This is a genomic window from Methanosarcina sp. UBA411, assembly GCF_002495725.1.
Lineage (GTDB): Archaea > Halobacteriota > Methanosarcinia > Methanosarcinales > Methanosarcinaceae > Methanosarcina.
The window spans coordinates 1-15,327 of sequence record NZ_DAGK01000013.1; the positions used below are offsets into that span (position 1 = coordinate 1).

General features: G+C 41.7%; 16 protein-coding genes. 8 read left to right on the forward strand and 8 right to left on the reverse strand.

The window, feature by feature from the left end; translation table 11 throughout:
- Window positions 1–273: uroporphyrinogen decarboxylase family protein (locus BP861_RS05325; RefSeq protein WP_292373306.1), on the forward strand; the 273-nt coding region annotated here is incomplete at its 5' end.
- Window positions 274–442: 169 nt separating this feature from the next.
- On the opposite strand, the gene BP861_RS05330 is transcribed toward BP861_RS05325, so the two are convergent.
- On the reverse strand, window positions 443–910 hold the full coding sequence (locus tag BP861_RS05330) for a hypothetical protein (RefSeq protein ID WP_292373308.1): 468 nt from the start codon (window positions 908–910) through the stop codon (window positions 443–445).
- 426 nt (window positions 911–1,336) lie between these two features.
- Here BP861_RS05330 and BP861_RS05335 point away from each other — a divergent pair, with 426 nt between their 5' ends.
- The 6 genes from BP861_RS05335 (at window position 1,337) to BP861_RS05360 (ending at window position 9,768) form a co-directional block, all read left to right on the forward strand.
- Window positions 1,337–2,287 carry a prephenate dehydratase gene (locus tag BP861_RS05335; RefSeq protein ID WP_292373310.1) on the forward strand — a complete coding sequence of 317 codons (951 nt, stop codon included), beginning with the start codon at window positions 1,337–1,339 and terminating at the stop codon, window positions 2,285–2,287.
- Window positions 2,288–2,350: 63 nt separating this feature from the next.
- Complete coding sequence (locus BP861_RS05340) at window positions 2,351–3,238, forward strand: DUF7502 family protein (RefSeq protein ID WP_292373311.1); 888 nt, start codon at window positions 2,351–2,353, stop codon at window positions 3,236–3,238.
- Between the two features lie 177 nt (window positions 3,239–3,415).
- On the forward strand, window positions 3,416–4,390 hold the full coding sequence (locus BP861_RS05345) for an AAA family ATPase (RefSeq protein WP_292373312.1): 975 nt from the start codon (window positions 3,416–3,418) through the stop codon (window positions 4,388–4,390).
- Between the two features lie 126 nt (window positions 4,391–4,516).
- Entirely contained in the window at window positions 4,517–5,398 is an 882-nt protein-coding gene (locus BP861_RS05350; protein WP_292373314.1) for a DUF58 domain-containing protein, read from the forward strand.
- A gap of 3 nt (window positions 5,399–5,401) precedes the next feature.
- Window positions 5,402–7,279: a DUF7408 domain-containing protein gene (locus BP861_RS05355; protein WP_292373315.1), complete on the forward strand. Its 1,878-nt coding sequence runs from the start codon at window positions 5,402–5,404 to the stop codon at window positions 7,277–7,279.
- Window positions 7,276–9,768 (forward strand): vWA domain-containing protein, encoded by a 2,493-nt coding sequence (locus BP861_RS05360; protein ID WP_292373317.1) that lies wholly within the window; start codon window positions 7,276–7,278, stop codon window positions 9,766–9,768. The genes BP861_RS05355 and BP861_RS05360 overlap by 4 nt, the downstream gene beginning before the upstream one ends.
- 241 nt (window positions 9,769–10,009) lie before the next feature.
- On the opposite strand, the gene BP861_RS05365 is transcribed toward BP861_RS05360, so the two are convergent.
- Window positions 10,010–10,606 carry a diacylglycerol/polyprenol kinase family protein gene (locus tag BP861_RS05365; RefSeq protein WP_292373319.1) on the reverse strand — a complete coding sequence of 199 codons (597 nt, stop codon included), beginning with the start codon at window positions 10,604–10,606 and terminating at the stop codon, window positions 10,010–10,012.
- Window positions 10,607–10,669: 63 nt separating this feature from the next.
- On the opposite strand from BP861_RS05365, the gene BP861_RS05370 reads away from it, so the two are divergent.
- Entirely contained in the window at window positions 10,670–10,816 is a 147-nt protein-coding gene (locus tag BP861_RS05370) for a hypothetical protein (RefSeq protein ID WP_292373321.1), read from the forward strand.
- Between the two features lie 28 nt (window positions 10,817–10,844).
- Here the strand turns inward: BP861_RS05370 and BP861_RS05375 are convergent, their stop codons facing one another.
- The 6 genes from BP861_RS05375 to BP861_RS05400 form a co-directional block, all read right to left on the reverse strand.
- A complete protein-coding gene (locus tag BP861_RS05375; RefSeq protein WP_292373323.1) occupies window positions 10,845–12,023 on the reverse strand; it encodes a nucleotidyltransferase family protein in 1,179 nt (392 codons plus the stop codon).
- Between the two features lie 268 nt (window positions 12,024–12,291).
- Complete coding sequence (locus tag BP861_RS05380; RefSeq protein ID WP_292373324.1) at window positions 12,292–12,708, reverse strand: OB-fold nucleic acid binding domain-containing protein; 417 nt, start codon at window positions 12,706–12,708, stop codon at window positions 12,292–12,294.
- A gap of 52 nt (window positions 12,709–12,760) precedes the next feature.
- The gene (locus BP861_RS05385; protein WP_292373326.1) at window positions 12,761–13,231 is read right to left on the reverse strand and encodes an FKBP-type peptidyl-prolyl cis-trans isomerase; all 471 of its coding nucleotides are present in this window, start codon (window positions 13,229–13,231) and stop codon (window positions 12,761–12,763) included.
- A 118-nt stretch (window positions 13,232–13,349) separates the two neighbouring features.
- Window positions 13,350–13,946: an FKBP-type peptidyl-prolyl cis-trans isomerase gene (locus BP861_RS05390; RefSeq protein ID WP_292373328.1), complete on the reverse strand. Its 597-nt coding sequence runs from the start codon at window positions 13,944–13,946 to the stop codon at window positions 13,350–13,352.
- A 4-nt stretch (window positions 13,947–13,950) separates the two neighbouring features.
- Complete coding sequence (locus BP861_RS05395) at window positions 13,951–14,421, reverse strand: FKBP-type peptidyl-prolyl cis-trans isomerase (RefSeq protein ID WP_292373330.1); 471 nt, start codon at window positions 14,419–14,421, stop codon at window positions 13,951–13,953.
- Window positions 14,422–14,563: 142 nt separating this feature from the next.
- Window positions 14,564–15,211, reverse strand: coding sequence for an SdpI family protein (locus tag BP861_RS05400; RefSeq protein ID WP_292373332.1), 648 nt, complete (start codon window positions 15,209–15,211; stop codon window positions 14,564–14,566).
- Window positions 15,212–15,327: the final 116 nt, after the last annotated feature.

Below are 15,327 nucleotides of genomic sequence, written 5' to 3' on the forward strand. Positions count from 1 at the left end.
TGTGGTTTCGATGCTATCAGTATTGAAGAAAAGGTAAGCATAAAAGCTGCAAAAGAGGCTATTGGCAATAGGGCAAGGTTAATCGGTAATGTCTCTCCCTCAAGGACGTTGCTTTTCGGAACCCCTGATGCCGTGAAAGCAGAAGCAAAACAGTGCCTTTCAGCCGGTGTGGATATTCTTGCTCCAGGCTGTGGAATTGCTCCAAGGACCCCGCTTGCAAATCTAAAAGCTCTGGTGGAAGCTAGGAATGAATGGTATGAAGAGAAGGATTGAAAAGATTAAAGGCAGATGAAAAGTAAAGGGAGAAATAAGACCGAGCAGCCTTAATAGCTATTCTGGCCATTCTTATCACACTCGGCGCGGGAGAGCGGCCTTTCCCAAGTAAAATAGAAAGAATTAATTTAGGTGGTCTCAAGCAACTGCAGGGAACATGTATACCTTTTCAATTACAGATGCCCCTTTCCAATGATTCCCTTTGCCCGATAGTATCTTCTCCCCACTTTTGTTTCACTGCTTCACTCCACTGGAGTTTACCGTTTCCGATCATGGATTTCGGAATTTCAAAAACGTTTGATCTTGTGATTCTGGAAGCCTTTAACTTTGACAATTTATACTGACTTGATTCCGTATCATACACCATCTTGTGACCAAATCTAAATGCATTAAGTATCTCGGAAAATTTGCTAACCTGACTTAGTTCGTCATTTGACCCTATTCTTTGCCCCGGATTCATTTTTTCTATTTCGAGCTCTTCCCTTCGTATATCTTCCAGGTACCATAAACTTTTATCAACTTCATTCTTAAATACAATTATATGCCATTTTAGAGACGAAGGGTACGACATTGTTAAAAGCTCATGTAATTCCTTGATAAGATCAAAATCATCTGTCGTTTTTTCAATTTCTTCCATTACTTTTTTCATTCTGGCCAGATTTGCTTTCTCTTTTCCCTTACTTGTAGACATACTCATTCACACATTTAAAATTTAATAATACAGTATACCAGCTTATGTATTTTAATCCTTTGTTTGTAAAGAATAAAGGTAAATCATTAATAAAACTAAGAAAGCGAAGTAAAAAGTCGGCGACGAGATCCAAATTACGTCAAAGGTAACTGTGCAATATAATATATAATTATACATCGTGATATATAATTCTTACTTATATATTACTTAGCATATGTTAACCAGCGAGAAAAGGGCTCCGTGCTGTTGCACTTGCAGTGCAACTCCAAGAAAATCGAAGATTTTCTGTGATCCCAAGACGGGACTCGGGCTGCAGAGCCACAACTCTGCCGGGCAAAAAATATTACTACCATCCCAGCAATTAACCCTCAAATGATTATAGGTGTAATGGGTCCCGAAGGCTCGTACTCGGAAAAGGCTGCAAAACTATGGGTTCTGAGACACGGGAAAGATAGTGCAGAAATCCAGTATTTTACAGATATAGAGGACACATTTCTGGCAGCGGTGCAAGGAAAATCCGATCTCTCGATAATCCCGATAGAGAACTCTATTGAGGGTTCGATAGGCGTTACTCTTGATTTACTTCTTGAAAATGGGGCCGATATAGTCGGAGAAATCGTTGTCAAAATCGAGCACTGTCTCCTCTCGAAAGGTGGGGCTGAGAAGATCAAAGTCATACTTTCGCACCCACAGGGGCTTGCCCAATGCAGGCATTTTCTGAAAAAGAATTTCCCTGAGGCTGAACTCAGGAGCACGGGCAGCACTTCCCATGCAGCAAGGCTTGCAGGAGAGTTTGAAGAGATGGCAGCAATCGCTTCCCCTGAAGCTGCCGAGCATTATGGGTTAAAAATTCTTGTTTCAAATATTCAGGATCGGAAAGAAAATTACACCCGTTTCATTGTTTTGCGGGCCGTCGAAAAAAACCAGGTTGAGCAAGATTCATGTGCCGCAGATAATAAACTGGATAAAGAAAAATCACAATTCTATCTTGGACAGGAATCAGGGAGTGATTCATTCCGGCCTGAAAAAGAAGTCGGGCTTGAGAACTCCAGTTTTTTAGCCTATAAAACCTCCATTATAATATATCTGGAAAAAGACAGGCCAGGAGCCTTATACGAAATTCTCGGGGCTTTTGCAAAAAGGAAAATTAACCTTACCAGGATCGAATCCAGACCCTCAAAAAAGGAGCTTGGGGATTATTACTTCTACATTGATTTTGAAGGGCACGCCAGCGATGCACTTATAAAAGATGCCTTAAAAGAAATAGAGGATAAAACTGATACTCTAAAGGTACTGGGTTCTTATCTTGCTTTCAAGAATTAAACGGAAAAATTGAAATGGTCCGAAGATAAAAGAGATTTAACAAAGTCTGCGCGGTGTGATGGTTTGGATCTTGAAACATCAATTAATAAATATGAATCTGCAGTCCGAATTTACAGATTACTATACACATTATTTGATTTTGCCACTACATTTTTTGTTTTATATATTATCTTTTCATTAACTAATATGAAAGATGTTTTTTCAATAATAAGTACTTTTGAACCCTATACGGGTATAAAATATAATTTTTTAGGCTTTAATGTGCTATTTGAAACTTTAGGAATTGTATTAATTGAACTCCTACTTTCTGTAATAATCACTTCTATTAGATATGCTCGAAAAGAAAAGAAAGATGCCATACATCTTATTGAAGAAGAATTTCCAACACTTAAAGAAAGGCTGAGAACCGCATATGACAACAGGAACACGGAAAATATAATTGTTAAGGATCTCATAGGCGGGGTGATTATTGATTTAATGCCGATAAAATCCTCTTCACTACTTAACCAAAAGTTGTTAATTATAGGGATTGGGTCGATGCTACTTGCAGGTTCGGGTTCTACTTATATAGCAGTTACAGACTATCATACAGACATAACTCCTAAAGATCTACCTCAAGTGATCGAAAAAATTCCCCTTATCTCGAATTCGAATACTGATCTTTACCAGGTAGAGGAAAACGGCGGGACCTCAGATGACAAAAACCAGGAAAATCTCTTTGGAGAGCCTGCTGTTATTGTGGTGGAAGGCAAAGAAGTTGATCTGAAAATTCCTCCGGGAGCAGGGCAAGGCTTTACAAGCCAGGAAGCAGGGAAACAAAATAATGATTCATTCATCCAGTCAGGCTCTGTAGACCCTGAAGCAGCTGCATCCAAGGCTTATTATGAAAATCTACCTGAAGGATACAGGAACGTTATTCAGAGTTATTTTGAAGGACTTGCAGAAGAGTAATTGGAAAAAATATCTAAGGTCGGATTTACCTGCGCACTCCGTTTTATCGAAAGTTGTCTGAAAGCAGTTTTTGAATAACAGACCTTTTCTAGAGGCACACTGTTCCAGAGCAGGTAATGTCCAGAGAAAGCGGGCTTTACGCCCTGCAAAAACAGAAACTTAAAGGGTGAAGCAGATATGAGTGAAATAAATAACGATTCCGGGCAGGCTGCCACGACCTATCAGAATGCAAGCAGGATTTTCAAAAGCTTTTTTGAAGAGATTGGAAACGTTGTGGTAGGCCAGAATAAAGTAGTGGAGCAGATCGTGATTGCAATAATCTGTGAAGGGCATGCCCTTGTAGAGAGTAATCCAGGACTTGGAAAAACGCTTATGATTTCCACAGTCTCAAAGGCAATGAACCTGAAATTCAGCAGAATCCAGTGTACCCCTGACCTCATGCCTTCTGACATTACAGGAACAAATGTTATTGAAGAGAAAGACAACAAAAAAGAATTCAGGTTCCAGCCGGGACCCGTCTTTGCAAATGTTGTCCTTGCAGATGAGATTAACAGGGCGTCCCCAAAAACCCAGTCAGCCCTGCTTGAAGCTATGCAGGAAAAGCAGGTAACTGTCGGAAACGATACCTTCCTGCTGGACCGTCCCTTCTTCATTCTTGCAACTCAGAACCCCATAGAAATGGAAGGCACATATCCCCTGCCTGAAGCCCAGCTCGACCGTTTTCTCTTAAAAATTCTTGTAGATTATCCTTCTCATGAAGAGGAGCTGGAAATAGTAAACCGATACACGAGATCCGAAGTCCCGAAGATTTCCAGGGGTCTTGATAAATCCACACTCCTCGATTTGCAGAAACTTGCCAGACAGGTTCCTATCTCTGATGAACTCAAGCAGCGCGTCCTTTCTATTGTGAGCATGACAAGAAAAAACAAAGAACATATAGAGTATGGGGCTTCTCCTAGAGCATCCATCGGCCTTATCCTTGCTGCAAAAGCCAGAGCTCTAATAGAGGGCAGGAACTTCGTAAGCAAAGAGGATATTGATTACATGGCATATCCTGTCCTCCGTCACAGACTTATTCTGACTTTCGAAGCCGAAAGAAGCGGAATGACCCCAGATCAGGCTATTGAGGATATTATCAGGAAAGTAAAGTAAAAAAATGAAGTAAAACCTAATTTCTGGGATTGCCAGGTCAGGAAAAAGACTATAGAATAAGTTAAAGTAACCTTGAAGGTTTCCCCCAGGTCTGGAATAATCCGGACTTTTTATTGACGATCCAGAATGACTCGCACAAAACAAAATATCGAAACTGACTTTTTTAAGCAGCTTGACCGCTTTACTTTCTCTGTCCGGAAAAGAGTATCAACCGTTTACGCCGGAAACCGTCCCTCCACCCGAAGCGGGCATGGTATCGATACCATCGGATTCAGGGAATATGATCTTAACGACAGCCTGAAAGATATCGACTGGAAAGCCTATGCGAGGACTGAAAAGCTTTATGTGCGGCAGTTTGAGGAAGAAAAAACCCTTACTACCCATATCCTTCTGGATGCCAGCAAAAGTATGGATTACCCTGAGAAGGGAACTTCGAAATTCGAGTATGCTGCCATGCTCGCTGCAGGCTATGCCTACATGGTAACAAAATATAACGATAGATTTGCAATCTCAACCTTTACACAGGAAATCGAGATAAATAAACCCAGCAGGGGACGAAAAAACCTTCTGCGGGCAATCGACAGGCTAACAGAACTCGAGCTATCAGGGGGGACCTCCATCGGGGAGGCTGTCATAAAGTACAGCCGGGAAATCAAATCCAGATCCCTTGTAATCCTTGTCTCGGATTTTCTTCAGGAACCTGAGGCAATAGAAACTGCAGTTTCCAGATTATCTCATCATGATCTCATTCTGGTTCAGGTTCTCGACCCCACAGAAAAGGTGCTTCCTCTTAATGGAAACAGCAAGCTTATAGACCTTGAAACCGGAGAAGAGGTCAGGACTTATATCAGTGAAAGTTTCAAAGAGAAATACCTTAAAAAACTCGATGACCACAACGCAAGGATTAAAAAAGCCTGCATGAAGGCAGGGGCTGAGTTCTATAGTTTTACAACCGACACCCCTATCTTTGACGCTTTCTACCATACCATCAGGAGAAGGAGACGCTAAAAAATGCCTTTTGAAAATCCCTTTGCTCTTGCTGCTCTCCTGAGTATCATCCCGCTTATCATTCTTTATATGCTCCGTCCCAAGCCGGCAGTACTTTCAATTCCCTCACTCATGTTTGTCCTTAAGCTTGAGAGAGAAAGAAAACGGGTTTACGCCTCGCTCACGAAAATCGTGCAGGACCCGCTTTTCCTGATCCAGCTCCTGATGCTGATCCTTCTTTCCATTGCGGCAGCAGGCTATTATTACAATTCGGAAGAACCTCTGAGTGGAGAGCATACCGTGCTCATCCTTGATACCTCTGCAAGCATGCAGGTTGATTCCCGCTTTGAGGACGCGGTTGGGATTGCTGATGATTATGTGAGCAAGAGAAACAGTATAATTCTGGCTTCGGATATGCCTTTGCTTGCCCTTGAAGGAGGAAGCGCCTCGGCTGCACACGACATTTTCAAGAAGGTCAAGCCAGGTGCAGGCGCAGCCGACCTATCTGCAGCAATTACCACAGGTATGCGGTCTCTTTCCAGGGAAGGGGGAAGAATCATTGTTATTTCGGATTTTGCTTACTCCAAAGGTGATGACCCTGTTGCTTCCAAGAACCTAGCTGAGTCCTACGGGATTGAGGTTAATTTCGTAAAAGTAGGAAAGCCTGCCGATAATATTGGTATCATTAACGGCTGGATTGAAGCCACAGATGGAAAATACGGCTATACAGGTGTGATCAAGAACTATAAGGATCAGAATCAGCGTGTAAAAATCGAAACCGTTAGAGGAACTTCAGGAAACGCAACAACATCTTTTACCCTTGATGTCCCTGCAGGTGAGACAAACCAGTTCACTCTTGGAAACCTTGGGCCAGGGATTACAACAGTCCGGCTCGATGTGAAAGACAGTCAGCCTGTTGACAATAAAGCCTATATCTCAATTCCAGAGACCTCAGATCAGCGTATACTCTATATTACTGATAATGGTAAGCTGCCTTCGAAAACTGCGCTCTCCCTGCTTCCAAACAGTGACCTGACTGTCTCAGAATCAGTACCTGCTGAGCTTGACAAATATACCCTTGTTGTGCTTGCCCAGAAAGAGACGCCTATTGCTGATACTTCGGTCGAAAGAATTGAAAACTATGTCAGGAACGGAGGCAATGCAGTTTTTATTGTAAGCGGAGCCCTGATTCCCGAGAAAACCGAGGTTGACCTTATCAGGATCCTACCTGTGAAGCCTCTTAGACTTGAGGATGCAGAATATGGGATCAGAGTTAAAGAAATCCAGAAAAGCAGTATTACAAAGGACATAAGAAGCAACGAAATCTCGGTCCGTAAATACATGAGTGCAGCTGAAAGAACTGGCTCAACAACCCTTGTAGCGCTTGAAAACGATGTCCCTATATTGAGTTACTGGCAGGTAGGTAGGGGAACGGTTTTCTATATGGGGCTGAGTGATGAACTCGGGGAAAATTCCTGGAATAATTTCCATAACCTGCCTGAGTATCCAGTTTTCTGGATAAAACTTGTCCAGTGGCTTGGAGGGACAGGCGATATCTCAGAATATAACCTGAAAACCGGTACATTGACCTCCCTTGCGAAAACTGAGGAAATCCGTACGCCTTCAAAGACTTTCACTTCAAACCGCATCCTCTTTGACGAGGCTGGAATCTATGAGCTTGCAGGGAAGAAAATTGCAGTCAATCTCTACGATGACCGGGAATCGAATACTAAAATCGATGCCTCGGAATTGATAAAAAGGGCGGTTTCGAATGATGAACCCAAACTTGTAAGGGCGGATTCCTATACCGCCAAACAGGATATTACCAATTACCTGATAGGAGTTTTATTCCTGCTCATACTGCTTGAAATCCTTATTGTGCGCCAGCGGGGTGAATTATGATCTCCCTTGAACATCCCGAGATGCTCTTCCTGATAATCCCTGTAATTATTGTGGGATTCTATCTCCTGAGGAAAACAAAAACAAAGCTTGTAGAATGGAGAATGCTTGTCGCGTTCCTGCTTGTGCTTGCCCTGGCTTCTCCCTTTACTACGGTTACACAAACGATTAGTGAAGAAGATCCTTCTCTTGTGCTGGTTCAGGATCAGACTTCAAGTATGGGGCTCTTTCCTGAAGAAGCAGGCAGTGAACTGTACAAAGCCCTTGTAGCCAATACTCCAACAACTTTAGTCCAGCTAACCGGGGATAAAACCTCGCTTGGAGATACTATTATGCAATATGCGGGCGGTGGCAACCAGATAATACTGGTCAGCGACGGGAACAATAATGCAGGCAAGGATCTCCCTGAAGCCCTGGAATTTGCAAAAGAAACCGATACTCCGGTCTATCTTATCCAGCCCGAACTAAAAGCGAATGACCTCAGTGTCGAAGTGCTCGGAGACAAGACGGTTTTTGTTGATAACCAGAACGAATTTGAAATAGTTGTCCGCCAGGCTTCAAACCAGAGTGTCAGTTATTTCCTTGAAGTATTCGTGGAAGGGCAGCTTTCTCAGAGCAAGGACTTTACTCTGGAGGGCAGGGATAATAGTGATAATCCAATTCCGATCAGGCAGACTTTTAACACCCTCGGTGCCCATAGTCTCAGGGTTAAACTCACTCCTCACGGAGAGGATCACAATAAGGTTAACAATGAATTCTTCAAGTCCGTGTATGTAATTCCAAAACCGAAGCTTACCCTTGTTACAAGTGAACCCGATTCTTCTTTAGGCAAGGTTTTAAATAAACTTTATAATGTTTCGGTTGTCAGCACTTATCCAGGAGCAGCGGCTCTTAAGGGCAGCAAAGTCCTGGTGCTTGATAACCAGCTCATTAGTTCCTTTTCTGAAGCTCAGATGAAAGAGATCAAAAATTATGTCAGCAACGGAGGCGGGCTGGTTGTTGTGGGAGGAAAACAGGCATATAATTACGGAAGTTACCTTAACTCCTCGCTTGAAGAAATCCTGCCTGTACTTTCAAAGCCTTCCGAATACAAGGGAGGAAGGAACCTTGTCCTGATACTTGATGTTTCTCCGAGTACTTCTGCCCACAAAAGTCAGGGAGATATTCTGGCAAATGCTATCAATATTGTCCAGAACGAAAATCTCAAAGATGCAAATGCCGAGGTTATAGCATTCGGAAGCAAGGGATATGATATCTCAGGAGGGTTCGTATTTCTCGGACTTGAACAGAATCAAAAGATCCTGATAGAAAAAATTTCGCGACTGACCCCTGACAGCCAGAGCAAGACTTCCTTAAATGAGGGGCTCAAAACCGCAAAAGAAATGCTTGCAGGCAAGGATGGCGAACTTGATGCTATTATCATTTCAGATGGAGCAATCGAAGATTCCTACAAGCCAAGCCTTCAGGCCGCAAAAGAGCTTCAGGAGCTGGGAGTAAATCTATATTTTATCCATATCCGCTCAGTAGCTCCTTCCCAAACTGATAAAACCAGAAACTATTATGCTGAGAACTTTATGAAAGAACTCGGGCTTGATGATAACTATTTCCACATCAACATGGGAGAAAGGGCAAATATACGCTTTGAGCCGCCGAAAGAGCTACCTGATGAAGAAAATGAGGATGAAAAAAAGGATATCGAGCTTGACACTTATCCTCTGCTTGAGTATTCTCCTAACCATTTCATTACGGGAAGTGTAAACCTTACAAATGCCAGTATTACAGGATATAACGGCGTTACTCCAAAGGCTGGAGCTGAACGTCTAGTTATCACTGTCACAGGAAAGCCTGTACTAACCACCTGGCGTTTCGGGCTTGGAAGAGTTGCAGCCTTTACCACGGACAATGGGGAAGGAGAAGGTTCTCGCTGGGCGTCTGCCCTTTATAACGGTTCAAGTGCAAAACTTATTTCAGGTACTACTAACTGGGCAATAGGAAACCCAAGAGCCGAAGAAGGAGCTGTCCTGGATGGACCGGATACGTGGCTTGGTACGCCTTCTGATCTGACTCTTACAATGTATGAAAAGGGAATCCCAGAGCTAAAGCTGGATGGAAGCCCTCTCGACCTTGCTTTAACCGGAAGAAATACCTACGAGGCAAGCGTAAATCCCGAAACTATTGGAATCCATGATCTTTCTGGATACCCGCTTGCGGTAAATTACCAACTTGAGCACCGAGATATCGGGCTCAATGAGGATATAGAATCTCTTATCGCTGCAACCGGAGGGAAAATTTATACTGAAAAAGATGCAAGAGCCCTTCTCCTGAAAGACGCTAGGCAGAACTCGGAAAGACAGTCTGATGAGCCAATTAGCCTGAAAGTGTATGTGCTCCTTGCTGCGCTTGTGCTTTATCTGGGTGAAATCATTGCCAGACGTATAAAGGAAATGAATAAACTCAAAAATGCGCAGGTTGAGTCAGAAAGTAGAGTATAAGAGCCCATCAAGGGCTCTTTTGAGTTTTTTCAATATTTAGTTTTAAGAAGATTTTTCAAGTTTTTTTCTATTTTTCAGTTTTAAGAAGATTTTTCAAGTTCTTTACTATTTTTAGTTTTAAGAAGATCTTTTGAGTTTTCGTTTCTTTTAGATTTTTAGAACTTTCAAAAAGGCAATCAGGAAAAATTCATTTAAACTATAGGTTATTCTTTGAAAGTACTTTTGAGAATTTGAAGAATTATTATAAGTATGTTAGAATAAACAGAGTTAGCTGCCCGAAAAAGCCGGCAAAAACTGGCACTATAAGGTTATCATCAATCTTATTGACTGCGGTTTCCGTAAGGGTTGCAAGAAAAGCCATCACTATGGATACAATGGGATTTCCTACTATAAGCATCCCGATGATAAAATCAATTATGAATTCCGAAGCTGAGCCTTCAATCGATTTGTCATTTTTAAAGAGCTTTTGGAAAACTCGCCTTTTTCCATAGAATTTCCCTATCAGAGCCGCAGCCAGGTCTCCAAAGGTAGCCATAAGGATTGCGGCGTACGCGATTTCTCGGTTAAATAGAGCTATTACTGAAATTGCTCCGAGAGCAAAGAAGATGTGACCTCCGAATCGGTCAGCTTCATCTTTTCTGTACATAATATAGAAAAAAGGTATCCTAATTCCATGCTCAACCCGGAAATAATCAAGAACAAGGACAGTTACAAGGAACAGCATGAGCACCCAGAGTACAGCTTCTTTTCCAAAAAAATCGTAAATGAGCACAATAAGTACTGAGACCAGATGCACACTTTTTCTCAGGATTTCCAGGATAAATTCTCTGGATAACATATTAAAAAGATTCTTTAAGGATAATATAAATATGTCTACTCAATCTCTCAAAAATCTTCCGCGTTGACTGGAGAAAACACTGGAAACAGCGTGATCACAACCCTTTTTAAAAAAGGCTTGACCGAAAACGGTGGGTTTGATTTTAAGAGACTTATCCCAAACCCTATCCAGCGTGATCAACCGGCCCAACGGTTGCGGTACACCGATTGATTACGAAGATTACTTTTAAACCTGGATCTCACGAGCCTTCATGATCAGCTTCATAACCTGAATTTATTATGGTATCCTGTATGCTTGAGTCTTTATTTATAGTGACTTCAGGCCAGATCTTAATCCCAGAATGTATTGTAGAGTTACTTCCGATAATTACTTTATGTCCAATAACGGTTCCGTTTTCAAGGGAGCAGTGTTCTCCGACTATTGTTTCGTCTGATACTACCCCGCCTGAAATATTGGAATCCTTTCCTATGAACACATTATCAAAAAGATAAGACGAAAGGATTTTTGCATTATTCTCTATAGTGCAATTTGAGCCTATAACACTATAAGGCCCAATAAGGACATTATCGCCTATAGTTGTGTTTTCTCCTATGACTATTGGTCCTACAAGGGAAGAATTCGATCCTATGGACACATTGCTTCCTATGGACAGGGGACCTTTTATTCTGGCGTTCCGGGTTGTAAAATTCCCTTCTATTGTCGTTCCTGGAAGGTCATCGAGCATCCAACGCTGCGCCTGCCTGTAAGCTGCTGAACTTCCCACGTCAGTCCATTTTCCCCGCACAAGCACACCGTTAATTTTTTTATCAGATTCAAGCATGAAAGGGAAAAGGTCTTTTGCAAAGTCGTATTTTCTTCCTCTAGGAATCCATTCAAAAACCGATGGGTCGCAAATATAAATGCCTGTACTTGCAAGGTTGCTGAATATCTGACCTGCTTTTGGCTTTTCCAGGAAGCGGTGTATCCGGTTATTGATATCCATGTCCGCAATTCCAAATTCTCTTGGATCGTCAATTGAAAGAAGCCCTATGGTCACAGGGGCATCATTTGTTTCATGGAAACGATACATCTCTCTCAGGTTAAGGCTAAGGACGTGGTCTCCCCCAAGCACGATAAATGGCTCGTCTTCCAGGTACTCCTCAGCGTTTTTAACGCCGCCTGCAGTTCCAAGTTTTTCTCTCTCGTATACATAATCGATATGTACCCCAAACATGTGCCCATTTCCAAGCTGCTCTTCTATGCGCTCTCCCATATATCCCAGGGTTATGACTATCTCGTTAAACCCTTCTCTTGAAAGATGCTCTATCAGATGCAGGACTGACGGTTTATTAAGAATCGGTATGCTCGGTTTAGGGTGCTTGAAAGTTAGTGGTCTCAGTCTTGTCCCTGCCCCTCCGCACATAATACACGCTTTCATATTTTTCCCAGTTGTTCTTATATGAATATATTATTAATGATCTCTTATCTTTATCTTAAAGGTTATTGATATCACTCAGAAGAACAATGATAATTCTCAAGTGAACGACGATTATTCAGAAGAGTAACGTTTATTCAAAAAAACCATTTTCATTGATATACAATGGTTGTCCACATCATAGCACCCCCAGATTACAATTCAAAAAAACCATGTTCATTGATATACTAACGATCATCAAAAATCACAATAATTATTAGAAGACTAATTTTCATTCAGAAAGACGAGGATTATTTAGATAAATATTTTCTTTTTTATCCACCTTGATTTCCCTTTTCCCTTCATACTCCTCGACAGTACCTGTTAAACTTATGAAATCTCCTTCCTGGATTGACAGATTTAAGGCGTCAGCACCTGCTGTTTTTGGAATAAAGACACTGAGGACTTCGGAGTCGCAGTCTATCTGTAAAAGCAGGTGCCCTCCTGTGTAGGTGAACCTTTTGCTCAAAACTTCGGCTTCAAGAAATACTTTTTCTCCTTCTACGGATTCACGGGTGTATTGCCTAACCTCTTTTCCTGTTTCCTGTCCCAGAGCTGTAAGTTCCGATCCAAAGCAAAGATAAGCTGTCATAAGAGAAGTTAATGTCATAAAGAGCAGCAGTACTGTGACTTTTTCTTCTTTTTCCATACTTACCTCCTGCTTTTAAAAACTCCGGATCACTTTATTTTAAAGCTCCGAATCACCTTACAATCGAGACAAGTTTTATTTCAAGAATCAGGGTTTTGCCTGCAAGTTCATGGTTAAAATCCAGGGTTGTAGAAGTTTCCGTGGAATTGAGCACTTTAACCTCTCTCCCGCCGAGAGTTATGATTTTCGTACCGGGCTCAGGAGGAGTCTGGAGTTCAAGCCTTGCAAGGGGGATTTCCTGGACAAGGTAATTTTTATATTCCCCGTAAGCGTCTTGTGGCGGAGCTGTAAGGGTTTTTTCATCTCCTTCTTTCATTCCAATAACTGCCCTATCGATACCTTTTATAACCTGACCTGTATCAGCTCTGAAGAAAAAAGGTCTGTATTCCTTTTTTTCGTCATAAATACCTGCTTCAAGGGCTTTTTCCTTCAGGGTAGTATCAAAAACAGTCCCGTCTTCAAATTTTCCAGTGAAATCAATAAGAAGGTAATCTCCTTTTTTCACAGTGCGAGAACTTTCCATTATCCTTTCCCCTATGCATTTTCCTCTCAGTATCCCTGTTTTCTCAATATCTACCTGAATATTGAAAGGATGCACGTTTTGAAAAAATATTATAACTCTCAATTAGATTTACAGGAACTTAAATTTTTTCTATAGACACGACTTTTATATCAAAAATTAGGGTCTTGCCTGCAAGTGGGTGGTTTGTATCAACACTGATGTGCGTGTCGTTTACAGCTGTTACTCTGAATTGATTTCCGTAAATATCTCTAATAGTCTGTCCTGCTTCAGGAAGTTCAGATCGATTTGTTAGATTTAACTCCTCAATGGGAATATCCACGATTCTAGCTTCCTCATATTTTCCATAAGCTTCTTCAGGAGGGATTGTGACAGTCTTTTCTTCCCCGACTTTCATTCCAATTACGCCTTCGTCAAAGCCCTGGATTAGCTGGCCTGAACCAACCACGAAGGTTAGAGGGGCATACTCTCTTCCATCAATGTATATTCCGGCCTGTTTTGCAACGTCCTCTTTTGAGGTATCAAAGATCGTGCCATTTTCAAGTTTCCCGGTATAGTCTACCTGAACCTTATCTCCGGGTTTTACTACTTGGCTGTCTTCTCCCTTGGTCCCGTTGTCTTCTCCTTTGATCCCATTATCCATGCAGCCGCTGCCAAGAATTGTGCTTACAAGGAGCAGAATCGCTGTAAAGAGTACTGTTCCTTTCCTGATCTTCATTCTTTCACTCCTCCACAGAAACTATCCTGACTAAGAAAATCAGGGTTTTTCCTGCAAGCTCATGGTTGAAGTTTACAACGAAGTTATTCTCGCTGACCTCGGTAATAGTACCTGTAAGCCCGCTATCCGTGATCAGCTTCATTCCAACTTCTGGAGTGAAATCAACAGCATTAACTGGTATCTCTCTTGTTAATTCTTCCCTGTATTCTCCATATGCTTCTTCAGGTGGGATTGTGAGAGTTTTTTCTTCCCCTACTCGCATTCCGACAACCCCTTCATCAAATCCTTTTATCATCTGGCCTGCGCCGACTGTGAATGTAAGGGGTTTGTAGTCTCTCCTTTGATTGTATATCCCTGCCTCAATAGCTGCTTCCTTTACGGAAGTATCAAAAAGCGTGCCATCTTCAAGCTTTCCTATGTAATCAACTGAGATGATGTCCCCGTTTTCGATCCTTTTGCTAGTGTCTTTTGTCATTTCCTCTGCCATAAAAATCAATACGACAAAGAGAACATGTTAGATAAACGTGCTGATAAAGTGAAATCAAAAACCGATAAAATAGGAATTTCAAGAGCTGAAATAACATGAATTCCTTAAACTTTCTCTTTTAAGCTTTGATTTAGGATCCAGTCTCTTTCAGTTCTTTTTTGTATTCAAGATATGAGTAGACAAACGTGAACCCTGCAATAGAGAGTGAAGGTACAAGAATGAAATAGATTGCTAGTTCAGGGAAAAACGCTCCCAGCATAGCAGCTATTCCTGCAGCCCTGAATAACTTTCCTCCAAGCCGGTTGGTTTGCCTCCAGACCCGGTCGCTGCTAAGGGTCCAAGGAGTCCTTATGCCAATAAACCAGTTTCTCTCCGCATTTTCCATAAGAACCCCTATATAGTAAAATAAAAGCCCTACTCCTGCAGGAAGCATAGCATTTGGGCTAATTCGGATACCTTTATTCCAGAGTAGTACCTGGAGATGAACGGCAAGCATAAAGAAAATCAGAAAAATTACAAATCCATCATAATACTTTCTGAATTTCACTATATTTTCCCTTTTCGGATCAATTTTGGGAATTACCAGGAATAACCCTGCAAGCCCTGTAATCATCAACGGCATGAAGAAAACTCCCCAGAACTTCGACATATACCCATCTACTTCTCCCTGGATAGTCCAGTGAGTAGCCATAGATTCAGGCATACTCGGGTAGAAATAAATTGAAATTATAAAGGAAAGAAGGACAAGTCCTGTAATTATAGCGGTAGGTTTACGCATATAAGCAATTAAGACTTTTCAATTATTTAAACAGAGCGTAGATCTGAAAGTATGCTGGCAGAAATCTGAAAAATACTTAGGCTTGACCGCAAACTTTTTCAAAAAAAGTTTGATCA

Bases quoted from the DNA above. Each gene is read 5' to 3' on its own strand.
- BP861_RS05395 (WP_292373330.1), bottom strand. From the start codon at position 14,421: ATGACAAAAGACACTAGCAAAAGGATCGAAAACGGGGACATCATCTCA.
- BP861_RS05350 (WP_292373314.1), top strand. From the start codon at position 4,517: ATGACTCGCACAAAACAAAATATCGAAACTGACTTTTTTAAGCAGCTT.
- BP861_RS05390 (WP_292373328.1), bottom strand. From the start codon at position 13,946: ATGAAGATCAGGAAAGGAACAGTACTCTTTACAGCGATTCTGCTCCTT.
- BP861_RS05345 (WP_292373312.1), top strand. From the start codon at position 3,416: ATGAGTGAAATAAATAACGATTCCGGGCAGGCTGCCACGACCTATCAG.
- BP861_RS05385 (WP_292373326.1), bottom strand. From the start codon at position 13,231: ATGGAAAGTTCTCGCACTGTGAAAAAAGGAGATTACCTTCTTATTGAT.
- BP861_RS05400 (WP_292373332.1), bottom strand. From the start codon at position 15,211: ATGCGTAAACCTACCGCTATAATTACAGGACTTGTCCTTCTTTCCTTT.
- BP861_RS05365 (WP_292373319.1), bottom strand. From the start codon at position 10,606: ATGTTATCCAGAGAATTTATCCTGGAAATCCTGAGAAAAAGTGTGCAT.
- BP861_RS05330 (WP_292373308.1), bottom strand. From the start codon at position 910: ATGGAAGAAATTGAAAAAACGACAGATGATTTTGATCTTATCAAGGAA.
- BP861_RS05355 (WP_292373315.1), top strand. From the start codon at position 5,402: ATGCCTTTTGAAAATCCCTTTGCTCTTGCTGCTCTCCTGAGTATCATC.
- BP861_RS05360 (WP_292373317.1), top strand. From the start codon at position 7,276: ATGATCTCCCTTGAACATCCCGAGATGCTCTTCCTGATAATCCCTGTA.
- BP861_RS05380 (WP_292373324.1), bottom strand. From the start codon at position 12,708: ATGGAAAAAGAAGAAAAAGTCACAGTACTGCTGCTCTTTATGACATTA.
- BP861_RS05335 (WP_292373310.1), top strand. From the start codon at position 1,337: ATGATTATAGGTGTAATGGGTCCCGAAGGCTCGTACTCGGAAAAGGCT.
- BP861_RS05375 (WP_292373323.1), bottom strand. From the start codon at position 12,023: ATGAAAGCGTGTATTATGTGCGGAGGGGCAGGGACAAGACTGAGACCA.